This is a genomic window from Alcanivorax sp. DG881, assembly GCF_000155615.1.
Taxonomy (GTDB): domain Bacteria; phylum Pseudomonadota; class Gammaproteobacteria; order Pseudomonadales; family Alcanivoracaceae; genus Alcanivorax.
In genome coordinates, this window is the sequence record NZ_DS989915.1 from 3431462 (window position 1) to 3444274 (window position 12813).

A 12813-nucleotide genomic window follows, 5' to 3' on the forward strand; every position below is an offset into this window, starting at 1 on the left:
GGCTTGTTTGCCTCAAGGGTTAATGGTTTTAGCTATTAACTATTCACTGTTAGCTATTGATCGCCTTTATGAATCCTGTCCAGCTGAGTATTTTTGCCAACCGCCTTGCCGGTGTCTGCGATGAAATGGGCGCGGTGCTGCGTCTCAGTGCCCTGTCTCCGAACATCAAGGACCGACTTGATTTCTCCTGTGCCATTTTTGACGCCCGGGGCCGGTTGTGTGCCCAGGCGGCGCATATACCGGTGCACTTGGGGTCCATGGCCTACGCCATGGCCGATCTGGTTGCTGGCAGGGAGTGGCAAGCGGGGGACCTGATGGTGGTGAATGACCCCTACCTGGGCGGCACGCACCTGCCGGATGTGACGGTGATCGCGCCGGTATTTCAGTCGGTAGCCCTGATCGGCTTCGCCGTGACCCGGGCTCATCACGCCAATATCGGAGCCCACAGCCCGGGTTCCATGCCGGTGTCTACGGACCTGGCCCAGGAAGGGATAGTGATTGCGCCCACGTTGCTCAAGCAGCAGGGGCGGTGGGATGTGCCGCTGTGCCGGCGCCTGGCAGGGCTGCAGGCTGACGCCCGGGCGGTGTTGCCGGTGGACAATGCCCGCTTTGCCGATTTCGCCGCCCAGGCCAGTGCCTGCGAGGCAGGGGCGGCTCGTCTGGCGGCGTTGGCGGAGCACAATGGCGCGGCGCTGGCCCAGGCGTTTGATGCGCTCAATGATTACGGTGAACGGCGGGCCCGGGCGCGTATCGCTGCGCTGCCAGATGGACAATATCGTTTTGAAGATTACATGGATGACGACGGCCAGGGGCAACAGGATATTCCCATTGTGCTGGCGCTGACGATCCGTGGGGAAGAAGCGTTGCTGGATTTCACCGGCACGGCCGGGCAGGTTGCCGGCAACATTAATTGCCCCTTGTCCGTGGCGGCGGCGGCCGCCTATTACTGTTTTCGTTGTTTGATGGACGATGATGTACCCGCCTGCGATGGTCTGTTCCGCCCCATCAAGTTGTATGCACCGGAAGGTTCACTGCTTAATGCCCGTCGCCCGGCGGCAGTGGCAGCCGGTAATGTGGAAACCAGCTCCAGGGTGGTGGATGTGGTGTTGGGGGCGCTGGCCCAAGTGGCCCCTGACGTTATTCCGGCAGCGAGCCAGGGCACCATGAACAATGTGGCCATGGGAGCCGCAGGCGAACAGGGCTGGGATTATTACGAGACCATGGCCGGCGGCACCGGTGGCCATGCCTCTGGTGCGGGGCTGTCCGGGGTTCACAGTCATATGACCAATACCCTGAACACGCCGATTGAGAGCCTTGAATCCCATTACCCTCTGCGCGTGCATCGCTACCAGCTTCGCCACGGCAGTGGAGGGCGCGGGCAGCATCGAGGGGGCGAGGGTATCCTGCGGGAACTGGAATTTCTGGGGCCAGCCAGTGTAACGCTGCTGACTGAGCGTCGCCGCTACCGCCCCTGGGGGCTGGCTGGCGGTGGAGAGGGCGCTGCCGGTGAGAACCGCTTGAATAATCAGGCTTTGCCCCCCAAGTACAGTACCGAGGTCGCCCCCGGCGACCGCCTGATCATCGCCTCCCCGGGTGGTGGCGGTTATGGGGGGTGACAGTGGTACAATGGCCACTATAGGGCGTAACTCTGTGGCAGAGGTGTTGCCAGATGATTACGTGCCGCGAGATTTACAGGCGTAACGGCACTCAATACGAGATAGGTGAAGTAATGGATGTGATGCAGGTCATCAAAGACCAGATCGAGAAAAACCCGGTGATCCTCTACATGAAAGGGTCTCCCCAGTTTCCCCAGTGCGGTTTTTCCGCCCAGGTGGTGGAAGCCATGACCGCCGTTGGCAAGCCGTTTGCCTATGTGAACATTCTGGAAGCGCCGGAAATTCGCCAGAACCTGAAAGAGTATGCGAACTGGCCCACGTACCCCCAGTTGTGGGTGGGCGGCGAGCTGGTTGGCGGCTGCGATATCATCATGGATATGTACCGTTCCGGTCAGCTCAAAGAGCTGGTGGACGGCGTTGCAGTGGAGTCGGATGAGTCCGAGTCCTGATTTGAATTAAATTCGGGAAACTTTTTTATTTTTCTCCGAATAATATTCAGCATTAAAAAACCCGGGTGAACCGGGTTTTTTAATGCTTGGCTACAAAAAGTGTATTAAGAATAAGTTTCAATCTTGTTTCTTCTTCGTTTAAATTCCCGCCGTTGTTATCACTCAATTCTTCTTCATTAGGGAAGGGAAGAAACATGTTCAAGCGTACCCTTATGGCTGCGGCAATGGCCGCTGTGCCTTTTTCTGCGCAGGCGGCGCAATCCGCCGAAGACCTGCAGAAACAGATCGACATTCTTGCCCAGCAAGTAGAAGCACTGCAAAAAGAGCAGGGCGCCTCCTCCAATCCGTTCGGTAAAGTGAGCATCGGCGGTTACGGCGAGCTGCACTACAACCATTTCAATAAAGACCCCGAGTTCGGTGGCAAGCAGCAGAATGACGAAGTCGATGCGCATCGTTTCGTTCTTTTCTTCGGCTACGATTTTACGGACAAAGTGCGTTTTTTCTCCGAGTTTGAGCTGGAACATGGCCTGGCCGGGGAAGGCAAAGACGGCGAAGTTGAGCTTGAGCAGGCCTACATCGAGATCGATACGACCGCCAATACCAAGCTGAAGCTGGGGCAATTTTTGGTGCCGGTGGGGATTATCAACGAAACCCATGAGCCGAACACCTTCTACGGTGTGGAGCGTAATCGCCTGGAAAGCGCGGTGATTCCTGCGACCTGGTGGGAAGCCGGCGCCATGTTCAGCCAGGATCTGGGCGCGGGTCTGACCTATGACATCGCGGTGCATTCCGGCCTGGATTTCCAGGGCAGCACCACCAGCATTCGCGGCAGCCGCCAGAAAGTCTCTGAAGCAGCTGCCAATAAAGGGGCGGCCACGGGTCGTTTGCGCTTTGTCGGCATTCCCGGGCTGGATCTGGCATCGTCGGTTCAGTACCAGCAAGACGTAAACCAGGATCTGGGTCCGGAAGACGTCAGCGCCCGCCTGGTGGAAGCCCACGCCCGTTACACCATCGCGGGCATCACCGCGACGGTACAGAAAGCCCGCTGGGACTTTAACGGCTTTAATACGGCTGCTGACCGTCAGGATGGTGAGTTGTATGAGCTGTCCTATAAGGCTACCGAGAAGCTGGGTGTGTTCGGTCGTTATGAGAACATCAACCTGCTGGCAGAAGATGGTACTGACAACGAAGCATCCATGATTAGCACCTTCGGTGTGAACTACTGGATTGTGCCGCAGGTGGTAGTGAAGGCCGATATGCAGAATGTGAATTACAAAAACTCCACCGAGGATGATAAGGCTGACGACAGCATCAATCTCGGTATTGGCTGGAGCTTCTAGGCCTTGCGCTTGAGATCGCTTCGACAGGCAGCAGGGTGGGCGTCGCTCACTCTGCTGCTGTGTCTGTCAGGAAATGCCCGCGCGGAAGATGTGTATCTTTCCGTCGCAGATTTTATGGCGCAGCAGTTTGCGGTTGTGCCAGCGCCGGCCATGCTTTGGCTGGATGAGACGCAGCGCCAGCAGGCGGTTGCGCTCAGCAAGGAAGACCCGGGGTTCCGCCAGCGTTACTGGTCAGATGGAACAACCAGTGCCTGGGTGCTAAACGTCATCGGGCGGGATCACCCCATTACCCTTGGTATTAGTGTTAAAGACGGTAGAATCGCTTCTTTGCGCGTGTTGATTTATCGCGAATCCCGGGGCTGGGAAGTGCGGCATGCCTTCTTCACCCGGCAGTTCGATCAGGCGCAACTGGAAAACGGCAAACTGGACCGTTCCATCGATGGCATTACCGGTGCGACCTTGTCGGTGGAGGCCTTGCAGCGTGCGGCCCGGTTGGCTCTGTGGCTGGATCAGCAGCTTACGCCGTAGCGGTTGCTGCGCATTAACGGGTTTTTTTGAATACCGAGGCCGTCATGAACCAACGCAAACCGACCCGGCAGTGGCGCCGCTGGCATCGCTGGTTGGGGTTGGCCGTGGCGCTGCCCGTGCTGGTGCTGTCTGTCACCGGCGTCCTGCTCAATCATATCGACTCCTTTGGCTGGTCGTCCCGGCCGCTGCCGCCGCTGCTGGCTCGCTGGTATGGTGCGCCGGTGCCAGAGTCCGTGTCGGGTATCGCCCTGGATCACCGCTGGTATGCCCAGGCCAATGACAGCCTGTTTATTGACGGGGAAAAGAGCCTCTATTGTCGGGCGCCGTTGCGTGGCGTGGTGCAGGATAACGGCTGGACGGTGGTCGGCTGTGCTGACGCACTGTTGCTGCTGGATGCTCAGGGCCAGCAGGTGGAACGCATGGGCCCGGCCTACGGGGTGCCGGCATTCAGTGCCATGGGGCGCAATGATCAGGGGCTGGTGCTGAAAACCGAGCAGGGGCTGAGCCAGTACGATGTGGATCAGCTGGCCAGCGTGGCGTTGCCCGATGATGCCGCCTGGACGCCTTCCCGCCAGCAGTCGCTGCCTGACACCATGAAGCAGCGCATTGTGGCGCAGAGTGTGCCGCCGTCACTGAACTGGCAGCGCTTGTTGCTGGATCTGCACGCAGGGCGCTTGTTTGGCCTGGCCGGGCAGTTGGTCATGGATCTGGCGGCGCTGGTGCTGGTGATTCTGGCGCTGACGGGGACTGTGATCTGGAGCCGATCCCGTCGTTGAATTGGCGGTGTTTTGCGCAAAGTCTTCACATTCGTGCCAAACAACCAGGTCAACCTGTTGAAAGCCGGGGAGGAATCCCCATGATTGTGCGTAGCAGCACTCAGCGGCCCATGCAGTATTGCTGCGGGCGTTGTATGATCGCTGCTCCACAGAATTTCAAGCGGCCAGAGCGAGTACGTTGCTTTGGCTATACCGTAAGAATGGAAACAATGGAGAGAAACAATGGGCGTTCTGGTAGGTAAACCTGCACCGGATTTTACTGTTCCTGCTGTACTGGGCGATGGCAGCATCGTTGACGAGTTCACCCTGTCCGAAGCCATCAAGGGCAAGTATGGCCTGGTGTTCTTCTACCCGCTGGACTTCACCTTTGTGTGCCCGTCCGAGCTGATCGCTCTGGACCACCGCATGGACGCGTTCAAAGAGCGCAACGTGGAAGTGATCGGTGTTTCCATCGACAGCCACTTTACTCACAACGCATGGCGCAACACTCCGGTTAATGATGGCGGTATCGGCCCGGTGAAATACACCCTGGCCGCTGACATGAACCACGGTATTGCCCAGTCTTACGACGTTGAGTCTGAAGGCGGTATGGCCTTCCGCGGCGTGTTCTTGATCGACCAGAACGGTGTGGTGCGCAGCCAGATCGTTAACGATCTGCCGCTGGGCCGTAACATGGACGAACTGATTCGTCTGGTTGATGCCCTGCAGTTCCACGAAGAGCACGGCGAAGTGTGCCCGGCGGGCTGGCAGAAAGGTGATTCCGGTATGAAGGACACCCCGGACGGTGTGGCCGAGTACCTGTCTGGTAATGCAGACAAGCTGTAAAAAGAAAGCAGCACAAAAAAAGGGGCGCTAGAAATAGCGCCCCTTTTTTTGTGCTTCATGCGGCATGCAACACGCGGGCACGCGGTGGTTTTAGCGTGTGGCGTGCCTGCGTGGAGCGTGTTGCGCTAATTCAATCCAGCGCTTTCGCCAGGGTTGGCGGGATGGTTTTGGCGGGTGGTGGTGGCCAGCCGCCCAGGGTCTTGAAGCGGTTGACCATGGAACAGAACAGCTCGGCGGTGCGGGTGGCGTCATATAGCGCGGAGTGGGCTTCGCGCTGGCTGAAACGGATCCCCGCGGCTTCGCAGGCTTTGGCCAGCACCGTTTGCCCGTACACCAGTCCGGCCAATGTGGCGGTATCGAAACTGGAGAATGGGTGAAACGGGCTGCGTTTGATATCGGCCCGGTCGGTGGCGGCGTTCAGAAAGCCCTGGTCAAAGAAGCTGTTGTGCCCAACCAGTACGGCGCGGCTGCAACCGTGTTGCTTCACGGCCTTGCGTATGGGCTCGAATACCCCTTTCAAGGCGGTTTCTTCCGAGACGGCGCCGCGTAGCGGGTTGCTCGGGTCGATACCGGTGAAATCCAGTGCCGCCTGTTCCAGGTTGGCCCCGGGGAACGGGTCCACATGGAACTGGATGCGGGTGGACGGGCGCAGGTTGCCCTGGGCGTCCATTTCTATCAGGACGGCGGCGATTTCCAGCAGCGCGTCGGTCTGGGAATTGAATCCCCCGGTTTCCACGTCAATGACTACCGGCAAAAAGCCGCGGAAACGTAGCGCCAGGCTGGGATGCTGATCGCTCATGATCACTCCATCAAACACAAAGACCCCGCAGAAACCGCAAGCGCAGCTGCGAGCGGGGCTTATGCTACCGGAATCCCCACCCCGGCAACAGGCGAAACCGGGCCCGGCGCTGCCTGGAGGTGACGTGCAAGGGGGCGGACGGGTACAATACGCCCCCTCGATATGCCCCACGATTCATCGGGGGCCGGCCCATGCGCTGCCGGTCGCCCATTTGCGGAGTCTTTCAATGTCCAAGATCAACAAGGTGGTACTGGCTTATTCCGGTGGCCTGGATACTTCAGTTATCGTCAAATGGCTGCAGGATACCTATGACTGTGAAGTGGTGACATTCACCGCTGATATCGGCCAGGGGGAAGAAGTAGAGCCGGCCCGCGCCAAGGCAGAAGCCATGGGCGTGAAAGAGATCTACATTGAAGACCTGCGCGAAGAGTTTGTACGTGATTATGTATTCCCCATGTTCCGTGCCAATGCCATCTACGAAGGCGAGTATCTGCTGGGCACCTCCATTGCGCGCCCGCTGATCGCCAAGCGTCTGGTGGAAATTGCTGAAGAAACCGGTGCTGATGCCATTTCCCACGGCGCCACCGGCAAGGGCAACGATCAGGTGCGCTTCGAGCTGGGCGCCTACGCCCTGGCGCCGGGTATTCAGGTAATCGCCCCTTGGCGCGAGTGGGATTTGAACTCCCGCGAAAAGCTGATGGCGTACTGCGAAGAGCGCAATATTCCGGTGGATTTCTCCAGCAAGAAGAAGAAATCCCCGTACTCCATGGACGCCAACTTGCTGCACATCTCCTACGAGGGCGGCAACCTGGAAGATCCGTGGTGGGAAGCGGAAGAAGATATGTGGCGCTGGAGTGTGAGCCCGGAAGCGGCACCGGATCAGCCCACCTACATCACGTTGGGCTTCGAAAAGGGCGACATCGTCTCCATCGACGGTGATGCGCTGAGCCCGGCGCAGGTGCTGGAAAAACTGAACAAGCTGGGTGGCGATAACGGCATTGGCCGCCTGGATATCGTGGAAAACCGTTATGTGGGCATGAAGTCCCGTGGTTGCTACGAAACACCGGGGGGCACCATCATGCTGCCGGCCCACCGTGCCATTGAGTCCCTGACTCTGGATCGTGAGTCCGCGCACCTGAAAGACTCCGTCATGCCCAAGTACGCCGAGCTGCTGTACAACGGTTACTGGTGGAGCCCGGAGCGCCTTGCTCTGCAGAAGCTGATCGATGCCACCCAGGAACACGTGAACGGCGAAGTGCGCCTGAAGCTCTACAAGGGCAGCGTGACCGTGGTAGGCCGTCGTTCCGACAACGACAGCCTGTTCGATGCGTCCATTGCTACCTTTGAAGACGATGCCGGCGCCTACGACCAGAAAGATGCGGAAGGCTTTATCAAGCTCAACGCGCTGCGCCTGCGTATTGCCGCCAAGACGGGCCGCAAGTTGGGTTGATCTACGCTGGATGCATGACGCCCGACGCCTGACGGGTAAAGCACCACAAAAAACCGCCGCGAGCCTTGGGCTCGCGGCGGTTTTTTATGTCAGGCGTCCGGCGTAATACGTTACATAACGATAAGGAAAGTCCATTTAGGTTGTACGTCAGTCTCAATTAGTCTGTGAGCAGCGATATATCGACAGCTCTATATCCACAACAACAGGCCTATTGAGGAATCGCCATGCTGCTGCGCCAACCGGTTTTCGAGATCCCGTTCTTTCCCCGTGCTTTGGGGGCTATCGCCTTGAGTGCCGCCTTGATGGTGTCAGGGTGTGGTGGGGGAGGCAGCAGTGATGCGCCCGCCGCCAGTAGCCCGGCGCAGGAAGCAGAGCGGGAGGTGGCGGAGCCGGAAGCGCCGACGGACGAATCCCCTGACAACCCGGCTGCCGAGCCTGATGGTCCGCGCAAGGTGATTTTCGTGGGCAATAACTGGGAAGGCATGGTCGATGTGATCGACGCGAATACCTACACGCGGCTGGGGCGCATCAATGGCATACCGGACCAGGCCGAGCGGGAGCAGGCGATTGCCATGAACCCCGTGGATCTGGTGTTTTTCCAGGGCATCCGCGTGTTGATTGGCGAAGGCCATCACCAGTACGTGGATGATATGTACAGCTCCAATGACGGCCGCCTGCTGATCGTCTCCCGCCCCAGCTATGCGGATGTGGCCGCCATTGATATTGCCACCGGTGAGGTGGTCTGGCGTTTTGAGGTCGACGGCTACCGTTCCGATCACATGGCATTGTCTCCGGATGGCACCCAGGTGGCCGTGTCCGCCTCCACCGGCAACGTGGTCCATATTCTCGATGTGGAAACCGGTGAAGAGCAGGGCAAGTTCCCGTCCGGTGACTCGCCCCATGAAAATATCTACTCCGAGGACGGCAAGCGCATTTATCACGCCAGTATCGGTACCGTGTACACCCCGCTGGACAGCGAGCTGCTGGGCGGCGTCACTGACGCTCTGCTGGGCAAGAACCTGCTGGATGCGACCAAGGGGGAGCGGGTGTTTCAGGTAGTGGATGCCGACAGCCTGGAAATTATTAAAACGCTGGATCTGGAAGCCGATCTGGAGGCGGCCGGCCACGGCAACCTGAGCACCGCAGTGCGGCCCATGGCGCACACGGCAGATGAGCGTTATTTCTACTTCCAGCTGTCTTTTCTGCACGGCTTTATCGAGTACGACATGGAAGAGCAGAAAGTGTTGCGTCTGGCCGAGTTGCCGGATCTCACCGGCCCGTTGGTGACCCGGGAAACCTACGTGAACGATTCCGCCCACCACGGCATTGCCCTGAGCGCGGACGACAGCACCTTCTGTGTGGCCGGCACCATGAGTGACTATGTGGCGCTGGTGGACCGTGACGATTTCTCCTACGAACTGAAAACCGGCATCGGCGAAAAGCCCTACTGGGTCACTACCAGCAAGGACGGTGACCATTGCTATGTGTCCTGGAGCGGCACCGACCAGATGTCAGTGTTCAATTATGCCAGCGGCCAGGAAGTGGCCCGGGTGGATGTGGGGGATCACCCGCAGCGTATCCGTGAGGGCAGTGTGCCGGAAGCCTGGGTAGAGGATCAGGGGTCACTGTTCCTGCCCTGAGTCGCGATAACAGCAGTGGCGAGTTGCGAGAAGCGAGTGTGGAAAGGCAAAACCTCAAAGAGTGAAATCTTCAGGTTCTCGCGACTCGTATCTCGTGACCCACTTGCACCTGATGTCGGGATAGCCCCCGGCGTGTCCGCTATGAGCGACGGTGACCTGTATGTTTTACAGTGTTCCCCTCCGCAAACCCACTTTTTCATTGTCAATCGACCCTTCTCGCACCACACTTCGCCCTGACACGGCAGGCGCTTCCGGCACCTGTGCATTTCCTTGTTGTCAGGAGTTTTTCTAACCATGCGAATCCTGCATACCATGCTGCGTGTGGGTGATCTTGAGGCGTCCGTCGCTTTCTATACCCAGGTGCTGGGGATGACCGAATTGCGGCGCAAGGACTACCCGGAAGGGCGCTTTACCAATGTATTTGTGGGCTACCAGCCGGAATCTGAAGGCGCGGTGCTGGAGCTGACCTGTAACTGGGACCAGTCGTCCTACGATCTGGGTGACGGCTATGGCCATGTGGCTCTGGCCGTGGACGACGTGTACGCTGCTTGTGAACGTATTCGGGAAAGAGGCGGGCGTATCACCCGCGAACCGGGCCCCATGAAGCACGGCACCACGGTGCTGGCATTCGCGCAGGATCCGGACGGCTATAAAATCGAATTGCTGGGACGCGATTGATGGCATTGAAGGAGTCGCAAGTGACGAACAAGGTCACCGTTGGCTGGCGGGAATGGGCGACGTTGCCTGAACTGGGTATCGACGCCATCAAGATGAAGGTGGATACCGGTGCCCGCACGTCCGCGTTGCACGCCTATCAGGTGGAAACCTTTGAGCGCGATGGTGCCGAGTGGGTGCGTTTTTGCATTCACCCGATCCAGGATCAGGATACTATCCGTGAATGCGAAGCCCCGGTGCTGGATCGCCGTGTGGTCACCGACTCCGGTGGGCACAAGGAAGAGCGCCCGGTGATTCGCACCGAGATTGTGTTGGGCGGGCGTCACTGGCCCATTGAGATTACTCTCACGGACCGTGAGAACATGAAATTCCGCATGCTGCTGGGACGAACCGCCATGGACCTGATTACCGTGGACCCGACAGCGTCATTCCTCCTTGGCGGCACAAAAGAGCAACCATGAAAATTGCGATTCTTTCCCGAAACAAGCGCTTGTACTCCACGCGACGCATGGTCGAAGCCGGCGAAGCAGCGGGCCATGAAATGCATGTGATCGACACCTTGCGCTGTTACATGAGCATGGTGGCTCACAAGCCGGAAATTCACTACAAGGGTGAAGTGCTGGAAGGGTTTGATGCGGTGATTCCACGTATTGGCGCCTCGATTACCCAGTACGGTACGGCGGTGGTGCGTCAGTTCGAAATGATGGGTGTCTTCCCGATCAATGAATCGGTGGCCATCTCTCGCTCCCGGGACAAGTTGCGTTCGCTGCAGTTGCTCTCGCGCAAAGGCGTTGGGTTGCCCATCACCGGTTTTGCCCACTCGCCGGATGACATTCCCGACCTGATCAACATGGTGCGCGGCGCACCGCTGGTGATCAAAATGCTGGAAGGCACCCAGGGCATCGGTGTGGTGCTGGCGGAAACGCGCAAGGCGGCGGAATCGGTAATCGAAGCCTTTATGGGGCTGAATGTGTCGGTGATGGTGCAGGAATACATCAAGGAAGCCGGCGGCGCTGATATCCGTTGTTTTGTGGTGGGCGGCAAGGTTATTGCGGCCATGAAACGCCAGGCCGCGCCGGGCGAGTTCCGCTCCAACCTGCACCGGGGTGGCAGTGCCAGCCTGATCCGCATTACCCCGGAAGAGCGCGCCACCGCTGTGCGAGCCGCGCGTATCATGGGGTTGAATGTGGCGGGGGTGGATATCCTGCGTTCGCACCATGGTCCGGTGGTGATGGAAGTGAATTCCTCCCCCGGCCTGGAAGGGATTGAGATGGCCACCAACAAGGATGTGGCTGGCATGATCATCAAGTTCATCGAAAAGGATGCCCGTCCCTACAGAACCCAGACGAAAGGATCCAAAGGCTGATCCTCGCTTCTGTAGGAGCGCCACTTGAGGCGCGAACGCGAAGATGTTGCACCGTAGGGTTATCTTTCATGGGAGGCGCCTACAGTGGATGAAATTTTAGTGCCTGTTTCGGGTGAGAAATGAAAAATCCAAAAGAACCGAAAAACGCTCCCTTTGAAATTGATGGCATCACCGTTCAGCCCGGCTCCCGCACAAAAGTGGAGCTGCCGCTGGCTCAGCTTTATACCCAGACCCCGCTGAATGTGCCTATTCACGTGATCAACGGCCGCCGGCCTGGCCCGGTGTTCATGGTTAGCGCGGCTATCCATGGCGATGAGCTGAACGGCGTGGAAATCATCCGCCGCCTGTTGCGCCATTCTGCCCTGAAAAACCTTAGCGGCACCCTGTTGGCGGTGCCGGTGGTGAATGTGTTCGGCTTTATTCACAAATCCCGTTATCTGCCGGACCGCCGGGATCTGAACCGCTGCTTCCCGGGCTCGGAAACCGGCAGCCTGGGCGCGCGCATGGCGTGGCAGTTCAAGACCCAGGTGCTGGACCGTGCCACCCACGCGGTGGACCTGCACACCGGCGCCATTCACCGCGATAATCTGCCACAGATTCGTGCCAACCTGTCCAACGACGATACCGGTGCCATGGCCAACGCCTTTGGCGTGCCCGTGGTGATCAACTCGGTGCTGGGCGAGGGCACGCTGCGTGAAGTGGCGGAAGCTCAGGGCATTCCCGTTATCACTTACGAAGCCGGTGAAGCACTGCGTTTTGACGAGTCCTGCATTCGTGCTGGCGTCAAAGGCGTGCTTAACGTGATGCATCATCTGGGCATGACCGGTTCCCGCCGCACCAAGGCACCCGCTGAGCCCTATATCGCCCGCTCCTCCAGCTGGGTGCGTGCCGAACGCGACGGCGTCTTCCTGTCCCTGGTGGCCCTGGGCGCCTGGATCAAGAAAGGGGATCTGATCGGCCGTATCTCCAGCCCCTTTGGCGGCGATGACATCAATATCCACGCCCCTGCCGCCGGCATTCTGGTCGGCCGCAACAATCTGCCGTTGGTTAACGAAGGCGAAGCCCTCTACCACATCGCCCGTTTCGAGGAGGTGGGGGAAGTGGCGCAGTCGCTGGAAGAGTTCACCCACGATATCGAAGAAGGGCCGACCCTGTCGGGGGAGCCGCCAATCGTATAATCCGGCCCGCAACCTGTTGCAGCTCGGGCAGGCGTCAGGGGGGCGAGTCCCCCCTGGCGGTCTGATTGGACGGCGGTTGCCGCTGTCTGTCTTATTCTTGTTTGTGTTTTCCTTATTACTTATTGCCGGGCCGACCTGGTGCCGATCCTTTGCTATACTGCGCCGCGAAAT

13 protein-coding genes are annotated in these 12813 nt (G+C 58.8%); 12 read left to right on the forward strand and 1 reads right to left on the reverse strand.

Going from position 1 to position 12813, the window contains the following annotated elements; translation table 11 throughout:
• The first annotated feature begins 68 nt into the window (after positions 1 to 68).
• From ADG881_RS15480 to ADG881_RS15505, 6 genes are all read left to right on the forward strand, one after another.
• Positions 69 to 1616 (forward strand): hydantoinase B/oxoprolinase family protein, encoded by a 1548-nt coding sequence (locus ADG881_RS15480; RefSeq protein WP_007150878.1) that lies wholly within the window; start codon positions 69 to 71, stop codon positions 1614 to 1616.
• A 113-nt stretch (positions 1617 to 1729) separates the two neighbouring features.
• Positions 1730 to 2065 (forward strand): Grx4 family monothiol glutaredoxin, encoded by a 336-nt coding sequence (grxD, locus tag ADG881_RS15485; RefSeq protein ID WP_007151000.1) that lies wholly within the window; start codon positions 1730 to 1732, stop codon positions 2063 to 2065.
• Between the two features lie 194 nt (positions 2066 to 2259).
• Complete coding sequence (locus tag ADG881_RS15490; RefSeq protein ID WP_007148647.1) at positions 2260 to 3405, forward strand: porin; 1146 nt, start codon at positions 2260 to 2262, stop codon at positions 3403 to 3405.
• A 114-nt stretch (positions 3406 to 3519) separates the two neighbouring features.
• Positions 3520 to 3933 carry an FMN-binding protein gene (locus ADG881_RS15495; protein ID WP_007149067.1) on the forward strand — a complete coding sequence of 138 codons (414 nt, stop codon included), beginning with the start codon at positions 3520 to 3522 and terminating at the stop codon, positions 3931 to 3933.
• Positions 3934 to 3977: 44 nt separating this feature from the next.
• A complete protein-coding gene (locus tag ADG881_RS15500) occupies positions 3978 to 4709 on the forward strand; it encodes a PepSY-associated TM helix domain-containing protein (protein ID WP_007149202.1) in 732 nt (243 codons plus the stop codon).
• 222 nt (positions 4710 to 4931) lie between these two features.
• Positions 4932 to 5534 carry a peroxiredoxin gene (locus ADG881_RS15505; RefSeq protein WP_007148668.1) on the forward strand — a complete coding sequence of 201 codons (603 nt, stop codon included), beginning with the start codon at positions 4932 to 4934 and terminating at the stop codon, positions 5532 to 5534.
• A gap of 130 nt (positions 5535 to 5664) precedes the next feature.
• On the opposite strand, the gene rnt is transcribed toward ADG881_RS15505, so the two are convergent.
• Positions 5665 to 6333 carry a ribonuclease T gene (rnt, locus tag ADG881_RS15510; protein WP_039926955.1) on the reverse strand — a complete coding sequence of 223 codons (669 nt, stop codon included), beginning with the start codon at positions 6331 to 6333 and terminating at the stop codon, positions 5665 to 5667.
• Between the two features lie 226 nt (positions 6334 to 6559).
• Between rnt and ADG881_RS15515 the strand changes: the two genes are divergently transcribed.
• From ADG881_RS15515 to ADG881_RS15540, 6 genes are all read left to right on the forward strand, one after another.
• The gene (locus ADG881_RS15515) at positions 6560 to 7783 is read left to right on the forward strand and encodes an argininosuccinate synthase (protein WP_007150960.1); all 1224 of its coding nucleotides are present in this window, start codon (positions 6560 to 6562) and stop codon (positions 7781 to 7783) included.
• A 224-nt stretch (positions 7784 to 8007) separates the two neighbouring features.
• Positions 8008 to 9423 carry a YncE family protein gene (locus ADG881_RS15520; protein ID WP_007149635.1) on the forward strand — a complete coding sequence of 472 codons (1416 nt, stop codon included), beginning with the start codon at positions 8008 to 8010 and terminating at the stop codon, positions 9421 to 9423.
• A 294-nt stretch (positions 9424 to 9717) separates the two neighbouring features.
• Complete coding sequence (gloA, locus tag ADG881_RS15525) at positions 9718 to 10101, forward strand: lactoylglutathione lyase (RefSeq protein ID WP_039926957.1); 384 nt, start codon at positions 9718 to 9720, stop codon at positions 10099 to 10101.
• Positions 10101 to 10559, forward strand: coding sequence for an ATP-dependent zinc protease (locus ADG881_RS15530; RefSeq protein WP_007150043.1), 459 nt, complete (start codon positions 10101 to 10103; stop codon positions 10557 to 10559). The genes gloA and ADG881_RS15530 overlap by 1 nt, the downstream gene beginning before the upstream one ends.
• On the forward strand, positions 10556 to 11464 hold the full coding sequence (gene rimK / locus ADG881_RS15535) for a 30S ribosomal protein S6--L-glutamate ligase (RefSeq protein ID WP_007148982.1): 909 nt from the start codon (positions 10556 to 10558) through the stop codon (positions 11462 to 11464). The genes ADG881_RS15530 and rimK overlap by 4 nt, the downstream gene beginning before the upstream one ends.
• 119 nt (positions 11465 to 11583) lie before the next feature.
• A complete protein-coding gene (locus ADG881_RS15540) occupies positions 11584 to 12642 on the forward strand; it encodes a succinylglutamate desuccinylase/aspartoacylase family protein (RefSeq protein WP_007149096.1) in 1059 nt (352 codons plus the stop codon).
• Positions 12643 to 12813: the final 171 nt, after the last annotated feature.

Excerpts from the sequence above, each read along its gene's own strand:
- ADG881_RS15480 (WP_007150878.1), top strand. The coding sequence starts at position 69 with ATGAATCCTGTCCAGCTGAGTATTTTTGCCAACCGCCTTGCCGGTGTC.
- grxD (WP_007151000.1), top strand. The coding sequence starts at position 1,730 with ATGGATGTGATGCAGGTCATCAAAGACCAGATCGAGAAAAACCCGGTG.
- ADG881_RS15490 (WP_007148647.1), top strand. The coding sequence starts at position 2,260 with ATGTTCAAGCGTACCCTTATGGCTGCGGCAATGGCCGCTGTGCCTTTT.
- ADG881_RS15495 (WP_007149067.1), top strand. The coding sequence starts at position 3,520 with ATGGCGCAGCAGTTTGCGGTTGTGCCAGCGCCGGCCATGCTTTGGCTG.
- ADG881_RS15500 (WP_007149202.1), top strand. The coding sequence starts at position 3,978 with ATGAACCAACGCAAACCGACCCGGCAGTGGCGCCGCTGGCATCGCTGG.
- ADG881_RS15505 (WP_007148668.1), top strand. The coding sequence starts at position 4,932 with ATGGGCGTTCTGGTAGGTAAACCTGCACCGGATTTTACTGTTCCTGCT.
- rnt (WP_039926955.1), bottom strand. The coding sequence starts at position 6,333 with ATGAGCGATCAGCATCCCAGCCTGGCGCTACGTTTCCGCGGCTTTTTG.
- ADG881_RS15515 (WP_007150960.1), top strand. The coding sequence starts at position 6,560 with ATGTCCAAGATCAACAAGGTGGTACTGGCTTATTCCGGTGGCCTGGAT.
- ADG881_RS15520 (WP_007149635.1), top strand. The coding sequence starts at position 8,008 with ATGCTGCTGCGCCAACCGGTTTTCGAGATCCCGTTCTTTCCCCGTGCT.
- gloA (WP_039926957.1), top strand. The coding sequence starts at position 9,718 with ATGCGAATCCTGCATACCATGCTGCGTGTGGGTGATCTTGAGGCGTCC.
- ADG881_RS15530 (WP_007150043.1), top strand. The coding sequence starts at position 10,101 with ATGGCATTGAAGGAGTCGCAAGTGACGAACAAGGTCACCGTTGGCTGG.
- rimK (WP_007148982.1), top strand. The coding sequence starts at position 10,556 with ATGAAAATTGCGATTCTTTCCCGAAACAAGCGCTTGTACTCCACGCGA.
- ADG881_RS15540 (WP_007149096.1), top strand. The coding sequence starts at position 11,584 with ATGAAAAATCCAAAAGAACCGAAAAACGCTCCCTTTGAAATTGATGGC.